This window comes from Terracoccus luteus (assembly GCF_003635045.1).
Taxonomy (GTDB): domain Bacteria; phylum Actinomycetota; class Actinomycetes; order Actinomycetales; family Dermatophilaceae; genus Terracoccus; species Terracoccus luteus.
Genome location: NZ_RBXT01000001.1, coordinates 3,499,600 through 3,514,459 on the forward strand (window position 1 = coordinate 3,499,600; position 14,860 = coordinate 3,514,459).

At 74.5% G+C, this 14,860-nt stretch carries 14 protein-coding genes and 1 tRNA gene; 10 read left to right on the top strand and 5 right to left on the bottom strand.

The genetic code is table 11. The features are described 5' to 3' along the window. On the bottom strand, positions 1 to 573 hold the full coding sequence (locus DFJ68_RS15775; RefSeq protein ID WP_121034546.1) for an FHA domain-containing protein FhaB/FipA: 573 nt from the start codon (positions 571 to 573) through the stop codon (positions 1 to 3). Between the two features lie 69 nt (positions 574 to 642). Next, the gene (locus DFJ68_RS15780; RefSeq protein WP_121034547.1) at positions 643 to 1,500 is read right to left on the bottom strand and encodes an FhaA domain-containing protein; all 858 of its coding nucleotides are present in this window, start codon (positions 1,498 to 1,500) and stop codon (positions 643 to 645) included. A 256-nt stretch (positions 1,501 to 1,756) separates the two neighbouring features. On the opposite strand from DFJ68_RS15780, the gene DFJ68_RS15785 reads away from it, so the two are divergent. Then, a complete protein-coding gene (locus DFJ68_RS15785; RefSeq protein ID WP_121034548.1) occupies positions 1,757 to 3,169 on the top strand; it encodes a MinD/ParA family ATP-binding protein in 1,413 nt (470 codons plus the stop codon). Between the two features lie 30 nt (positions 3,170 to 3,199). Continuing rightward, entirely contained in the window at positions 3,200 to 4,003 is an 804-nt protein-coding gene (locus tag DFJ68_RS15790) for a hypothetical protein (RefSeq protein WP_121034549.1), read from the top strand. Between the two features lie 95 nt (positions 4,004 to 4,098). On the opposite strand, the gene DFJ68_RS15795 is transcribed toward DFJ68_RS15790, so the two are convergent. Then, positions 4,099 to 4,566: a MarR family winged helix-turn-helix transcriptional regulator gene (locus DFJ68_RS15795; RefSeq protein ID WP_121034550.1), complete on the bottom strand. Its 468-nt coding sequence runs from the start codon at positions 4,564 to 4,566 to the stop codon at positions 4,099 to 4,101. A 57-nt stretch (positions 4,567 to 4,623) separates the two neighbouring features. On the opposite strand from DFJ68_RS15795, the gene DFJ68_RS15800 reads away from it, so the two are divergent. The 6 genes from DFJ68_RS15800 (at position 4,624) to DFJ68_RS15825 (ending at position 11,072) form a co-directional block, all read left to right on the top strand. Next, positions 4,624 to 6,285: a DHA2 family efflux MFS transporter permease subunit gene (locus DFJ68_RS15800; RefSeq protein WP_121034551.1), complete on the top strand. Its 1,662-nt coding sequence runs from the start codon at positions 4,624 to 4,626 to the stop codon at positions 6,283 to 6,285. Between the two features lie 74 nt (positions 6,286 to 6,359). Beyond that, positions 6,360 to 6,445, top strand: a tRNA-Leu gene (locus DFJ68_RS15805). Positions 6,446 to 6,506: 61 nt separating this feature from the next. Further along, positions 6,507 to 6,986: a pyridoxamine 5'-phosphate oxidase family protein gene (locus DFJ68_RS15810; protein ID WP_170165794.1), complete on the top strand. Its 480-nt coding sequence runs from the start codon at positions 6,507 to 6,509 to the stop codon at positions 6,984 to 6,986. Positions 6,987 to 7,046: 60 nt separating this feature from the next. Continuing rightward, on the top strand, positions 7,047 to 7,910 hold the full coding sequence (locus tag DFJ68_RS15815) for an Fpg/Nei family DNA glycosylase (protein ID WP_121034553.1): 864 nt from the start codon (positions 7,047 to 7,049) through the stop codon (positions 7,908 to 7,910). Positions 7,911 to 8,166: 256 nt separating this feature from the next. Continuing rightward, positions 8,167 to 10,230, top strand: a complete 2,064-nt coding sequence (locus DFJ68_RS15820; protein ID WP_211333393.1) for a S53 family peptidase — start codon at positions 8,167 to 8,169, stop codon at positions 10,228 to 10,230. Between the two features lie 143 nt (positions 10,231 to 10,373). Beyond that, a complete protein-coding gene (locus DFJ68_RS15825; protein ID WP_121034555.1) occupies positions 10,374 to 11,072 on the top strand; it encodes an LON peptidase substrate-binding domain-containing protein in 699 nt (232 codons plus the stop codon). Positions 11,073 to 11,077: 5 nt separating this feature from the next. Here DFJ68_RS15825 and DFJ68_RS15830 read toward each other — a convergent pair whose 3' ends face one another. After that, positions 11,078 to 11,785 (bottom strand): M50 family metallopeptidase, encoded by a 708-nt coding sequence (locus DFJ68_RS15830; protein ID WP_121034556.1) that lies wholly within the window; start codon positions 11,783 to 11,785, stop codon positions 11,078 to 11,080. Beyond that, entirely contained in the window at positions 11,782 to 12,405 is a 624-nt protein-coding gene (locus tag DFJ68_RS15835) for a helix-turn-helix domain-containing protein (protein ID WP_121034557.1), read from the bottom strand. Before DFJ68_RS15835 ends, DFJ68_RS15830 begins: the two co-directional genes overlap by 4 nt. Positions 12,406 to 12,520: 115 nt before the next feature. Between DFJ68_RS15835 and DFJ68_RS15840 the strand changes: the two genes are divergently transcribed. Continuing rightward, positions 12,521 to 13,555 (top strand): NAD(P)/FAD-dependent oxidoreductase, encoded by a 1,035-nt coding sequence (locus DFJ68_RS15840; RefSeq protein ID WP_121034558.1) that lies wholly within the window; start codon positions 12,521 to 12,523, stop codon positions 13,553 to 13,555. A gap of 9 nt (positions 13,556 to 13,564) precedes the next feature. Further along, positions 13,565 to 14,848 carry a DUF480 domain-containing protein gene (locus DFJ68_RS15845; RefSeq protein WP_211333394.1) on the top strand — a complete coding sequence of 428 codons (1,284 nt, stop codon included), beginning with the start codon at positions 13,565 to 13,567 and terminating at the stop codon, positions 14,846 to 14,848. Positions 14,849 to 14,860 lie beyond the last annotated feature (12 nt).

The following is a 14,860-nucleotide window of genomic DNA, read 5'->3' on the forward strand; positions in this document are numbered from 1 at the left end:
TCAGCCCCGCAGCTCGAGGACCGTCTTGCCGATCCGCAGCGTCGTGCCCACCTCGACGGGCTGGGGCGAGGTGAGGCGGTCGCGGCCGATGAACGTGCCGTTGGTCGAGCTGAGGTCCTCGACGAGCCAGCCGTCGCTGCCGGGGAAGAGGCGGCAGTGGCGGCCGGAGGCGTAGTCGTCGTCGAGCACGAGGGCGCACTCGGGGTTGCGCCCGATGAGGATGCCGTTGCCGCGCAGGGGCAGGGACGTGCCGGTGAGCGGTCCCTCGGTCACCGTCAGCGTCGTCGGCACCCGACGACCGCGCCGCCGCGGCGGGTGCGCCTCGATGGGGCTCGACGGGGCGGGGCCGGACGACGCGGCGGCCGCCGCGACGGGGGCGAGTGGCTGGGCGGGAGCGGTCCGGGCGGCCTGCCTGGCCTGCTTCTCCTGCGCCTTCTGGGCCCGGCGCTGGGCGCGGCGCGACACCGTCGTGCCGTAGATGTCGGTGCGCAGCACGCCGACGACGCTGAAGACGAACAGCCACAGCAGCGCGAGCAGGCCCAGCCGCAGCAGGGTGAGGGTGAGCTCAGACATCAGGCACCGGCATCCGGCTCGTCGGTGGTCAGGCTGCGCGACGGGGCGCCGGCGGACGGGGGCACGGGGTCACCGCCGCCCGGCGCGGAAGACCGCCGAGGTGCGCCCGATCGTCACGCGGTCGCCGTCGTGCAGGCGCTGGCTCGTGATGCGCTCGCCGTTGACGAAGGTGCCGTTGGTCGAGTTGAGGTCGCGGATCGAGCTGACGAGGTGCGGGCCGTCGGTCGTCACGCGCACCTCGCTGTGGTGGCGCGAGACGCCCGGGTCGTCGACGACGACGTCGGCGCTCGCGTCGCGCCCCAGCGTCGTCAGGCTGCCGATGAGCGGGTAGCGGTCACCGGCGATGTCGAGCCACGGGCGAGCGGAGGGGTTGACGCGCGGGGCCGGCGCCGCGACGGGGGCGGCAGCCCGGGTCTCGGCGGGCTCGCGCGACCACGCTTGCTGCTGCTGACGGTCGGCCTGACGCTCGGGCTGGCGGGGGGCGGCCTCGCGCGGGGCGGGCTGGCGCGCCGCGGGGCGGTGCACCGGCTGCTGCGGCGCGGGCTCGGCGCTCGTGCGGCGCGCGGTGGCCGGGCGCACCCGGAAGACGCCGGTCTCCAGGCCGTCGCCCTCGACGAGGCTGACCTCGAGCGGCCCGCCGGGCTGGTAGCCCTGCGAGTCGGCGTGCTCCTGCGCGGCGGCGACGAGGTCGTCGGACAGGTCGTCCTCGTAGTCGCCGAGCCGCGCGTAGTCGGTCTCGCTGAGCTCGATCGTGTAGACGTTCGGCACCATGGCGCGGCCGTGGCCGAGCAGGGCCGCGCGGTCGTCCATGGCCCGGCGGATGGCGGAGGCGATCTCGACCGGCTGCACCTCCGACTTGAAGGCCTTGGCGAAGGCGCCGTGCACCGCCTTGGCGAGCCCGTGCTCGACCCGGTTGATGAGTCCCACGCCTGCCTCCCTCGGTGTTGGTCGGTGTTGGTCGGGTGGTCGTGCCGCTGGTCTGTCGTCGGTCGTGCACGCCGGTCGCGTGCCCGCCGACGGGCGCTTCATCGTAACCGGGTCGCCGCGGCCCGATCCCCTCCGACGGGCCGGGCGGGCCGACCTTGAGCAGACCTTGAGGCGCTGCGCGTGACACGATGCCTGCTGCTCCGCGCACGGTCACCGACCGGCGCGGGGTGGATACCCGCAACCCCGAGGAGCCCCGATGAGCGACGACCACGTGCCCGGTGACGAGACCGGCACGCCGACCGGCATGCCCGGCGTGGCGTCGAACCGGTCGGTGCCGGGTGGGTTCGTGCTGCCCCTCCCGGGGGCGTCCGACGAGCCCGAGCCGACGCCCGACGAGGGCACGGACGCCGCCGCGGCGGCCGACCCGTGGTCGTCGGCCTGGGACGATGCGTCGTGGGCCGAGACCGAGGAGCCCCAGCCGGATCCGGAGCCCGAGCCGGCGCTCGAGCCGGAGCCCGAGCCGGAGCCCGCCGGCTGGACCCCGGCCACCTCGCCCCGCCGGTCGACCCGCGGCAGCGCCCCCTCGAGCACGTCGAGCACGTCGAGCACGTCGAGCACGTCGGACACGCCCGAGACCGCCGCCGACGAACCCACCCCTGAGGCGGCGTCCGAGCGCCCCGAGGCGCAGACCCGGACCGAGGCGGGCACCCGGTCCGGCGCGCGGGCGGGAGGCGGCTCCCCGGCATCCGTGCGACCGAGTGCCGACACGCTCATGGCGGCGCGCTCCACGGGGGAGCGGCGGCGCACCAAGGCGACGACGGGCTGGCGCAAGGCGCTGGGGCTGGGCCCGGGGGCGGCCGAGCGGCTCGAGCGCGAACGGCTCGACCGCATCGGGCGGCCGCTGCAGGGGCGCAAGACCGTCATGGTCATCAACACCAAGGGTGGTGGCGGCAAGACGCTCGTCACGCTGCTGCTGGCCAACTACCTCGGGCGCTACCGCTCGGGCTCGGTGCTCGCGTGGGACAACAACGAGACCGAGGGCACCCTCGGCATGCGCGCCCCGTCACAGCCGCACCACCGCACCGTCGTCGACCTGCTCGGGGCGCTCCCGACGATCACCGACGACCCGAACGTCGGCACGTCCGAGCTCGAGCACTGGGTGCGCGAGCAGCGCGGCCTCTCGTTCGACGTGCTCGCCTCGGCCGACGACGACGAGGCGATGCGCATCATCGGCGAGGACGAGTTCGAGAACCTCCACACGCAGCTGTCGCGCTTCTACCGGATGATCGTCATCGACACGGGCAACAACCGGCTCGCCCCGAACTGGCTCGCGGCGGCGGCGCGGGCCGACCTGCTCGTCTTCGCCACCTCACTCAAGGACGACACGTCCGTCGTCGCGGCGAAGAACCTCGACGCCCTCGTGTCGATGGGCCGCGAGGACCTCGTGCGCAACGCGGTCTGCGTCATCTCCCACACGGCCGCGCGCGGTGTCGACCTCGGCGCGGGCGTGCACACCCGCGAGCACTTCGAGCAGTGGGTGCGCCAGGTCGTCGACATCCCCTACGACCCGGCGCTCGCGCCCGGTCTGCACCTCGACCCGAGCAAGATCGACAGGCGCACCCACGACGCCTGCCTCGAGCTCACGGCCGCCGTCGTCGACGGCCTCTGACCCGTCGAGAAGGCGCTTGGGGGTCGTCGAGTGGTCACCCGGGGTCGGGGGCGGGCGGCGTGGGTCGCCGTCACGCTCGCGGTCGTGGCCGGGGTGGCCGGGTGCACGGGTGCGACCGACGCCCCGGTGCCGCCGGTGCCCACCGGCTCCCTCCGTGACGGGTCGGTGACGGCTGCGCCCACGGCGACGACGGAGCCCACGCCCGTCCCGTCGCTGACCCCGGTCGACACCCTGCGGTGCGCCCGCGAGGTGCAGCGGCCGGGGCCGGGTCCGCTGCCGGGCAGCGTGCTGCAGGACGCCGTGCCCGCCGTGCGTTGGGGTGGTGGCCTCTCCGGTGCGGTCGAGACGGTGCCCGGGCCGGATGCCGGTCGCTGCGCCCCGGGGCTCCCCGCGGTGCGGTGCGCCGACCGGCCGCCGTGGCTGTACCCGCCGACCACCGACCTCTTCACCGCGTCGGGGGCGACGCGCGCGCTGCGGGGTCAGGTGATGGGACAGGTGCGACGCACGACGTCGGCCGGGGCGACCGTGCTCGACCTGCAGTCGGCGACGTGGGCGAGCCTGACGCTGGCCCCGGCCGACGCGGCGAGGGCCGCGACGTACCTGCGCAGCACGGTGGAGCGGTGCGCCGACGGCTCGCCGCAGACCCTCGGTGGCCGCCGGGTCGACGTCGGCATCGCGCCGTCGCAGTACCGACAGGGCCCCGCCACCGTCGTCGTGCTCACCGGTCCGGCCGCCGTCGGCTGGCTCGTGCTCGACGGCACGACCGCCCTCTCGACGTCCGAGCTGGCCCGCCTCGTCGCTGCAGCGGCCCCCCGCCTCGTCCCCACCCGCTGACCCCCACCACCCGTCGAAAGGCCAGATAGAGGTCACCGAGAGGCCAACCGGGCGGCACGGCATCCGGTCGGCCGAGGCCGCCCTCGGACCGGGCCTCAGGACTCGGCGGCGTACCGCGCGTAGGCGGCCGTGGCCGCCTCGACGTAGCGGAGGATGGCCGCCCGCTCGGCGTCGTCGAACTCCTCGGTGATGGCGTCGAGGGTGTCGAGCAGCTCGGCGAGCTGGCCACGGACCTCGGTGGTCGCGGCGTCCGTCGGCACGAGCTGCACCCGACGCCGGTCGGCGGTGTCGCGACGGCGCAGCAGGTGCCCCGCGGTCTCGAGCCGGTCGACGACGTCGGTCATCGCGGCGGGGGTGATGCCGAGCCGCGTGCTCAGCTCACGGGGGCCGAGGGGGTCGCGCGCGTAGGCGATGTGGCTCATGGCGGCGAGGTCGGTGGGGTGCATCCCCATCCGCCGGGCGAGCGCGCCGGCCGCCTCGTCGGCCGCGGTCCCGAGCGCCCGCAGGGCCCGCGTCTCGGGCTCGTGCGTCGGGTGGGCCCGCGCTGACGGTCGACTTGCCATGGCGTCATCGTACTGCTTCCATATAGTTAGACCACCGAAAGATATGGAGGGCGAGAGATGACCACTGACAGCCGGCCGGATGCCGGGCAGCCGGGTGGGCGTGGAGGTGAGCGCCGCCGGTGGTTCGGGCTCGTCGCCATCAGCGTCGCGGTGGCGCTGATCATCGTCGACTCGACGATCGTCAACGTCGCCATCCCGAACATCGTCGGCGAGCTGTCGCTGACGAGCTCGCAGGTGCAGTGGGTGCAGGAGAGCTACACCCTCGTCTTCGCCGCCACCCTGCTCATCTGGGGCAGCGTGGCCGACCGCATCGGCCGCCGCCGGATGCTGCTCATCGGCGTCGTCGTCTTCGTGCTGGCCTCGGGCCTGGCGGCGGTCGCCGGCTCGGGCGGCGCCCTCATCGGGGCGCGGGTCGTGCAGGGCTTCGGCGGGGCGATGATCCTGCCGACGACCCTGTCGCTCATCAACGCCGGCTTCACCGGCCGCGACCGCGGCATCGCCTTCGCCGTCTGGGGCTCGACCATCGGCGGCATGGTCGCCGTCGGGCCGCTGCTCGGCGGCTGGTTGACGACGTCGTTCTCGTGGAGGTGGGCGTTCGGCATCAACCTGCCCCTCGGCATCCTCATCGTCGCCGGCGTGCTGCTCTTCGTCGACGAGTCGCGCTCGCGGGCGAAGGAGCGCATCGACCTCGTCGGCGCCGCCCTCTCGGCCGTCACGTTCGCCACCCTCGCCTTCGGCCTCATCGAGGGCCGCACGTACGGCTGGTGGTCGCTGCGCCGCCCGTTCGAGGTCGGCGACGCCGCCTGGACGTGGTCCATCTCTCCCGTCGTGGTCGCCTTCGCCGTCACGTTCGTCGCGGGCGCGGTCTTCGTGGCCCGCACGCTGCGCCGCACCCGCCGCGGCCTCCCGACGCTGTTCCGCTTCGACCTGTTCTCGATCACCTCGTTCCGCAACGGCAACATCGCGGCGATGATCGTCAGCCTCGGTGAGTTCGGCATCGTCCTGTCACTGCCGCTCTGGCTGCAGAACGTGCTCGGCTACTCCGCCTTCCAGACCGGCCTCGTGCTGCTGGCGCTGGCGATCGGGTCGTTCGCCGCGAGCGGCCTGTCGGCCTCGGTGCTGAGCCGCACGATGACCCCGGCGGCGGTCGTGCGCATCGGCATCGTCGCCGAGATCGTCGGGGTCGCCGGCCTCGGCCTCGTCATCGGCCCGTCCACCTCGTGGCTCGCCGTCACCCCGTTCCTCTTCGTCTACGGCTTCGGCGTCGGTCTCGCCACGGCCCAGCTGACCGGCGTCGTGCTCGTCGACGTCCCCTTGCAGCGCAGCGGCGAGGGCTCCGGGCTGCAGAGCACCGCCCGCCAGATCGGTTCGGCCCTCGGTATCGCCGTACTCGGCACCGTCCTGTTCACCACCGCGGGTGCCCGCCTCGAGAGTGGACTCACGGATGCCGGTGTGCCCGCCACCGCGCAGACGCAGGTCGTCGACGCCGTGGTCGAGAGCTCGGGTGGCGCCATCGCCGGGCTCGCCGCCGACCCGGCGACCGCGCCCGCGGCCACCGTGGCCAGGCAGGCGTTCTCCGACGCCACGCAAGCCGCCGCCTTCACCGCCGCCGGGTTCCTCGTCCTCGGCCTGCTCGCCTCGCTGTCCCTCGGCGGGTCCTCAGCGGCGCCCGCCGGTCGGGGGCGGGAGGACGAGAAGGCCGGCGTCCGCACCACCTGAGCCGACCGGCATCCGTGCGGCCCACCCGGTTTGGCGATCGGGTGGGCCATGCACCACACTGTCTCCTTGTCACTGCGCGAGTGGCGGAACGGCAGACGCGCTGGCTTCAGGTGCCAGTGTCCGAAAGGGCGTGGGGGTTCAAATCCCCCCTCGCGCACCAGAACCCCCGAGCCCCCGGCTCGGGGGTTTCGTGTTCGCACGGCATGTGCCAACGTCGGCAGATGGACGAGACCGACCACGCCGCCGACGACACCCGACTGGCCCGGGGCATCCTCGACGCCGCCACCTACGTCGTGCTGTCCACCGCGGATGCCGACGGGGTGCCCTGGGCGACGCCCGTCTGGTTCGCGGCCGAGCGGTACCGGTCCCTGTGGTGGGTGTCGCGGCCCGGTGCACGACACTCGCTCAACCTGGCCGCCCGACCCCGGTTCGCGGCGATCGCCTTCGACGGTGCCGCGCGACCGGGCACCGGGCAGGGCCTGTACCTCGCCGGTCGGGCGACCGTCGTGACCGCGGCCGACGACGCCACCCACGGGCTGTCCCTGTTCACCGCCGAGCTGGCCCGGCAGGGCGCCGACCCCTTCGACCCCTCGCTCGTCGGCGAGGGCGCCGCGTTCCGGCTCTACCGGGCGGTCGTCGAGCAGGCGTGGATCCTCGACCCCCGCACCGGCAGCGACGTGCGCGTGCCCGTGACCCTCTGACGGCCCCGCGGCACCGGCGGCGCCCCGACGCGAAACCGCTGCGGATGCGAGACTTGCTGTGTGCCAGAGCTGCCCGAGGTGGAGAGCGCCCGAGCGGCGATAGAGCGAGCCGGTCTCGAGCGGCGCATCGCCGACGTCGACGACGCCGACACGTACGAGTGCCGACCGCACCACCCGGGGGAGATCCGCGAAGCCCTCGTCGGTCGCTCCCTCACGGCGGCCCACCGGCAGGGCAAGTCGATGTGGTGCGACACGTCCGGCACCGGGCGCTCGCAGACACCGGGCCCCGAGCTCGGCATCCACCTCGGCATGAGCGGCCGCATCGTCATCACCCCGCCGACCGTCGCCGACGCGGACGCCGACTCCGTCGTGGCCAGGTCGACGACCGGCGGCGACTACCAGGGGACCCGCAGCTCGAAGTCCGTCGTCAGCCCGCGCAACCCGGCCTGGAACCGCTTCACCCTCTTCTTCGAGGACGGCGGCGAGCTGCGCCTCTTCGACAAGCGCCGGCTCGGGCGGGTGCGGCTCGACCCCGACCGCTCCGACCTCGGCCCCGACGCGCAGGACATCACCCTCGCCCAGTTCCGCCAGCGCATCGGCAAGGGCAAGGCGCCCCTCAAGGCCCGCCTGCTCGACCAGTCGGCCATCGCCGGCATCGGCAACCTGCTCGCCGACGAGACGCTGTGGCAGGCCCACCTCTCACCGCTGCGGCCCTCCGGTGAGCTCGACGACGACGAGCTCGCGGCCCTGCGCCGGGCCCTGCGCACCGCGACCCGGGCCGCCATCAAGCACGGCGGCGTGCACACCGGCACCTTCATCCGGCACCGCAGCCGCGACGGTCACTGCCCCCGCTGCGGTGCCGAGGTCAAGCGCGCCACCGTCGGCAGCCGCACGACCTACTGGTGCCCGGACGAGCAGCAGTAGAGCCCATCGCACCTCGGGCGCAATCGACTGCAGCAGAGGCGAATCAGGACAACCCCGCCCCAGTCGACCGCGCTGGTCGACGATGCATCCGACCCTGCGAAACAGCCCCGAACTGGCTGGGTGAAACCTGCCAATATTGATTCCCTATACATCTGTTCAGAGGCCGATCGCGCGGCGTAGGTTCCGAGAGCCGGGCCCCCACCAGCGGGCCCAGGGGCGGCCGACCACGCCGCCGGAACGACCTGAGGAGATGCATGTGAAGCGCGTTTTCGGCAAGGCGGCGATCGGCTCGATCGCCTGTCTCGGACTGGCGGTCACGACCGTCGGCATCACGGCGGCAGGGCCCGCCGGCGCCGCCACCAGCAGCACGAACGGCACGAGCGGCGCGAACGCGGGTGCCCGAAAGGTCGTCGGCGCCGCCCCCTCGTGGACCGCCCGGGCCCGGCGCACCGGCGCCACCCCGAGCAGCACCCGGCTGCACCTCGCGGTGGTGCTCAACCTCCGTGACGCCGCCGGCGCCGAGGCCCTCGCCGCCGCGGTCTCCGACCCGAGCAGCTCAGCCTACGGCCACTACCTGACACCGGCCCAGTGGCGTTCGCGCTTCGCGCCGACGGATGCCGACGCGGCCGCGGTCAGTGCGTACCTGCGCTCCCAGGGCTTTACGGTCACGGGTACCCCCGCCAACCACCGCTTCATCGACTTCGACGGCTTTGCGGCACAGGCGAACTCGGCCTTCGGCGCGCAGCTGTCGACGTACGCCGTCGGCAGCGGCGACGCCACCGCGCCGAGCGCGACGGTGAGCGTCCCGGCATCCATCGGCAGCCTTGTCGTGGGCGTCACCGGGCTCGACAGCACGGCCGTCGCGACCCCGCTGCACGTCGGCGCGGGCGGCGACGTCGCGCCTGACCACGCCCTCACCGACTTCTCGAAGGTGACGACGGCACAGGCGAACCCGGCTCCGTCCGACACCCTGCCCCCGCCCCCCGGCGTCTTCAAGAACGCCGGACCGTGCTCGGCGTACTACGGCCAGAAGCCCGCCACCGGCCTGCCGCAGATCGTCAAGGACCCGCAGTCGTACGCCGTCTGCGGCTACAAGCCGGCGCAGCTGCGCGGCGCCTACGGCACCGACCAGGCCCTCGCGCAGGGTGTCGACGGACGCGGTGCCACCGTGGCCGTCGTCGACGCCTACGCCTCGCCGACCATCGCCGCCGACGCCAGCACGTACGCGAGCCGCAACGACCCCAGCCACCCGCTGCGCGGCTACCAGCTCGCGCAGTCGACGCCGGCCACGTACACGTACACCGACGAGTGCGGCGCCTCCGGCTGGTACGGCGAGGAGACCCTCGACGTCGAGGCCGTCCACGCGATGGCCCCGGCCGCGAACATCCTCTACGTCGGCGCGCAGTCGTGCCAGAACGACGACCTCGCCGCCGCCGTCAACACGGTGCTCGACAACGGCCTCGCCCAGGTCATCACCAACTCGTACGGCAGCACGGGCGAGCCCGGCTCCGTCGCCGAGGTGCAGGCCGAGCACCAGTCGGCCCTGCAGGCGGCCGCCCAGGGCGTGTCGCTGATGTTCTCCTCGGGCGACTCCGGTGACGAGGTGCACGCCACGGGCACCCGCCAGGTCGACTACGAGGCCTCCGACCCCTACGTCACGGCCGTCGGCGGCACCGCGCTCGCCGTCACCGCCTCGAACGGCTACGGCTGGGAGCAGGGCTGGGGCACCGGCAAGTCCGTCCTGACGAACGGCGCATGGTCGCCGAACCCGCCCGCCTACGTCTACGGCGGCGGCGGTGGCACGAGCCGCCTCTTCACCCAGCCCGGCTACCAGAAGGGCGTCGTCCCGAGCAGCATCAGCGACTACTTCGGCACCGGCGCCCACCGCGCCGTCCCCGACGTGGGCATGCTCGGCGACCCGCAGACCGGCTTCCTCGTCGGCCAGACGCAGACGTTCCCGAACGGCACGGCGAAGTACGCCGAGTACCGCATCGGTGGCACGAGCCTCGCCAGCCCGCTGTTCGCCGGCGTCATCGCCCTCGCGAACCAGAACCGGGGTGCCTCGCTCGGCTTCCTCAACCCGCGCCTCTACCGCAAGGCGGGCACGTCGGCCTTCCGCGACGTCACCCACACCCGCGGCGTCACCGACGCCGTCGTGCGCGTCGACTACGCCAACGGGGTCAACGCCAAGGACGGCACGATCACGTCGCTGCGCACCATCAACCAGACGCAGTCGATCTGGGTGCGTCCCGGCTACGACGACGTCACCGGCGTCGGCTCGCCCAACGGGGTCGCCTTCCTCGCCGCGATGGCCCGCTGACCCACCCCGGTAGCGCCGTCCCCCGACCCGGCCGACCGGCATCCACGCGGATGTCGGTCGGCCGGCTCGGGTGTCCAACCATCGTGACCGCGCCGCAACGTCGGTCACCGCGCGGTAAGGGGTGGGCTCCCTAGGCTGGGGTGATGGCGTCCCTGCCGCTCTTCCCGCTCGGGACCGTGCTCATGCCCGGTGCCCAGCTGCCCCTGCAGATCTTCGAGCCGCGGTACGTGCGCATGCTGCGCGACCTCGTCGACGCGCAGGACGAGCGGCCCCCGGTCTTCGGGGTCATCGCCATCCGCGAGGGCTTCGAGGTCGGTTCCGACGGGGTGCGGGCCCTGCACCCGATCGGGTGCGCCGCGCGACTGACGCAGGCGGCCGCCATCGCCACCGACCGCTTCCTCGTGGTGTGCCGCGGTACCGACCGGTTCACCCTCGAGGGCATCGAGCCCGCGGGCACCGACTACTTCACCGCCTCCGTCTCCTACCTCGACGAGTCCGACGGCGACACCGACGCGGTGCCGGCCCTCGCCGACCGGCTGCGCCGCGAGGTGGCCGCCTACCGGCGCAGCACCGCCTCCGCGATGTCGTCCGCCGTGTCGCCCGACGGGGAGCAGGGCGAGCCGGGCGAGGTGGCCGAACCGCCCGACGACGGCCGCGAGCTGTCGTACTGGCTGCCCGAGGCGGTCAACCTCGACCTCGCCGAGCGGCAACGGCTGCTGGCCTGCCCCGACACCGCCGCCCGGCTGCGGCTCGCCCTCGGCATCGTGCGCCGGGAGCGCGCCCTGGCCGACACGCTCGGGGCCTTCGCCCCGCCGCCCGACCGGCCGTTCAGCCTCAACTGAGCCGCTCAGCGCAGCACGAGGGCGACCTCGCGCACGACCACGGCCGTCGACACCGCGCAGACGAGCACGAACGAGGCGTTCCACACGACTCGGGGCACGTGGGTGAGCGCCGCGAGCACGCCGGGGTCGCTCGAGCGGCTGCGGTCGCGCAGCACCGCGGCGAGGTGGCGCCAGGCCCCGACGACGAGCACGACGCCGGTGCCGACGAGCACCTGCTGCTGCACGACGTCGTCGCGCCGCCACCACAGCAGACCGGTCGCCGCGATGGCGACGAGCACCACGAGCAGGGTGAGGGGCGAGCGCACCCGTGCCACGGCGAGCACGAGCACGACGAGCACGACGGATACCACCGTTGCGGCCCACCCTCGCCCCGCGAGCCACACGGCGACGGCGCCGACCACCGCCGGGGCCGGGTAGCCGAACCACGTCGAGGCGACCCGACCGACGCCGCGCGCCGGCCCGTGCGTGACGGCGTGGCCCGACATGTCGCCGCGCAGCACGAAGCCGGTGAAGCGCCGCCCGACGAGCACCCCGACCCCCGCGTGCCCGAGCTCGTGCACGAGGGTGACCGCGAGCCGCACGACCCGCCAGACGGGCGGCACCGCGACGGCCACGAGGGCGAGGGCCAGCACCGTGAGCAGGGCCGGCACCGTGAGCGACGACGCGGATGCCGTGGGGGCCAGTCGCGCGACGAGCGCGTCCGCCCAGCTCACGTCGTCTCGGCCGAACCGGCCCGGCCGGTCGAGGCGGTCAGGTGCATGCGCTCGCCCTGCTTGCCGAAGAGGACGAGGCACTCGGCCCCGTGGTCGTCGGCGGCGCCGAACCAGTGCGGCACGCGGGTGTCGAACTCGGCCACCTCGCCGCTGCCCATGACGATGTCGTGCTCGCCGAGCACGAGGCGCAGCCGGCCCGCGAGGACGTAGAGCCACTCGAAGCCCTCGTGCGTCTGGGGCGTGGGGGTGGCGCGGGAACGGGCGGGCGGCAGGATGAGCTTGTGAGCCTGCAATGGGCCCGGCATCTGGGTCAGCGGCACCTGCGTCATGCCGTGGCGGCGCACCGGCCGCAGGTGCACGCGCGGGTCGCCGGTGGCGGGGGCGCCGACGAGGTCGTCGAGCGGCACCCGGTGGGCCTGGGCGAGCGGGAGCAGCAGCTGCAGCGTGGCCCGGCGCTGGCCCGACTCGAGGCGCGACAGCGTGCTCACCGAGATGCCGGTCGCCTCGCTCAGCTCGGCGAGGGTGACGCCCCGCTCCTGGCGCACCCGGCGCAGCCGCGGGCCGACCGCGGCCAGGGTCGCGTCGACGTCGCCGCCGGTGGCGGGGGGCTCGGGGACCATGCGGCATCCTCTCGTTCGCCGTTCTGGCAAACAATCTTGCCATGTGTTCGTGGCGTGTCGCATCGTGCGGGGGACGAGCGGCCGCATCGAGCTGCACCGAGGACGAGGACCAGCCATGGACGACCTGACCACCACGAGTGGACCCATCGAACCCGCCGACCCGACGGGTGATGGCGTGGCCACCGCCGCGACCCGCACCGAGTACGACGTCGTCGTCGTGGGCGGCGGCGCCGGAGGCCTCAGCGCCGCCCTCACCCTGGGCCGGGCGCTGCGCAGCGTCCTCGTCGTCGACGGCGGAGAGCCCCGCAACGCCCCGGCGGCGCACGCGCACAACTACCTGACCCGCGACGGCGTCCCCCCGCTCGAGCTGCTGCGCCTCGGGCGGGCCGACGTGGCCCGCTACGGCGGCGAGGTCGTGCGCGACGACGTGGTCGAGGCCCACCGGGTGGGCGCCGACCTCGCGGACGGCTTCGTCGTCCGCCTCGCGCGCGGCGGCGAGGTGCGGGCCCGGCGCGTCGTCGTCGCGACCGGCCTGCGCGACGTGCTCCCCGACGTGCCCGGCCTCGCCGAGCACTGGGGCACGGGCGTCCTGCACTGCCCCTACTGCCACGGCCACGAGGTGCGTGGGCAGCGCATCGTGCTGCTCGGGGCCGTGCCCGCCTCCGCCCACCAGGCGCTGATGTGGAGCCAGTGGACCGACCACCTCACCTACCTCGAGCACGACGCCCCCCTCGACGCCGCCCAGCGCGAGCAGCTCGAGGCCGTCGGTGTCACCGTCGTGGCCGGTCGGGCGCTCGAGGTCACGGGCGCACCCGGCACGCTCACCGGCATCCGCACCGGGTCGGGGCACCTCGAGGCCACCGCGGTCGTCGTCGGCGCGCGTGTCGAGGCGCGGCTCGGGGGCCTCGACGGTCTCGGGCTGGAGGTCGTGCCGTTCGTCATGATGGGCGCCGACATGGGGTCCTACCTGCCCGCCGAGCCCACCGGTGCGACGGACGTCGCGGGCGTGTGGGCGGTCGGCAACGTCACCGACCCCGCCGCCCAGGTCGTCTCGGCCGCGGCGGCCGGGGTGCGCACCGCGGGGATGCTCAACATGAGCCTCATCGTCGAGCACGCGGATGCCGCCGTGGCCCGGCGTCGCGCTGGCTAGGCTCGGGTCGTGACCGAGACGTCCGCACCGGGGACCCTGCCCAGCCTCGACGCGGTCGAGCAGCGGGTGCTCGGCAGCCTGCTCGAGAAGCAGGTGACGGTGCCGGCGAGCTACCCGCTCACGGCGAACGCGCTGCGCACGGCGTGCAACCAGACGAGCAGCCGCGAGCCGGTGACCGACCACGACGAGCCGACGCTCGAGCGAGTGGCCCGGGCGCTGCGCGACCGGGGTCTCGTGCGCATCGTGTGGTCCGACACCGGTCGCCGCACCCTCAAGTACCACCAGACCCTCGACGAGGTCGTGCCGCTCGACGCCGAGGAGCGGGCGCTGTTGACGGTGCTGCTGCTGCGCGGGCCGCAGGCGCCGGGCGAGCTGCGCAGCCGCACGGAGCGGCTGCAGGCCTTCGCCGACCGTGACGCGGTCGAGGAGGCTCTGACCCGCATGGCGTCGCGGCCCGACCCGCTCGTGCGCCGGCTCGAGCGGCGTGCGGGCGAGCGCGACCACCGGTGGCTGCACCTGCTCGGCGACGACGCGTCGACGGAGGCTGCGGCGCGTGTGGCGGGCGCGGTAGGAGCGGCGGGGGCCGACGGCCGGTCCGGGGTGACCGCCGTGGGGCAGCGCGACCACGAGCTGCCGCTGCGCGACGGAGCGGCGGCGCGCGACGAACGGGTCCGTCACGCGTACACCGCGATCGCACCCGCCTACGCCGAGGCGCTCGCCGGTGAGCTCGACGACCTCCCGTTCGAGCGCTGGCTGCTCGGGCTCGTGGCCGAGCGCGCCGGCGGCCTGCCGGTCGTCGAGGTGGGCTGCGGTCCCGGCCACGTCACCGCCCACCTCGCCTCGCTGGGGGCCCCGGCGACCGGCGTCGACCTGTCGCCGGAGATGGTGCAGCAGGCGCGCACCCTCTTCCCGGCCGGCCACTACGAGGTCGGCGACCTGCGACGGCTGCTGCGACCGACCTCGGCGCCGGGCTGGGGCGCGGTGCTCGCGTGGTACTCCCTCATCCATCTGGCTTCGTCCGAGCTGCCCGAGGCGATGGCGTCGCTGACGCGGCCGCTCGCTCCCGGGGGGTGGCTCGTCATGGCGGTCCACTCGGGCACCGGCACGCTGCACTCCGACGAGTGGTTCGGTGAGCAGGTCGACCTCGACGCCGTGCTGCACGAGCCGGCCGAGCTCGCCGCTCTCGCCCGGTCGGCGGGCCTCGTCGACGCCGAGTGGTACAGCCGGGGGCCGGTCACCGGTCGGGGCGAGACCACCGAGCGGCTGTACCTGCTTGCCCGCCGCCCCGACTGACGGTCGGCGGTG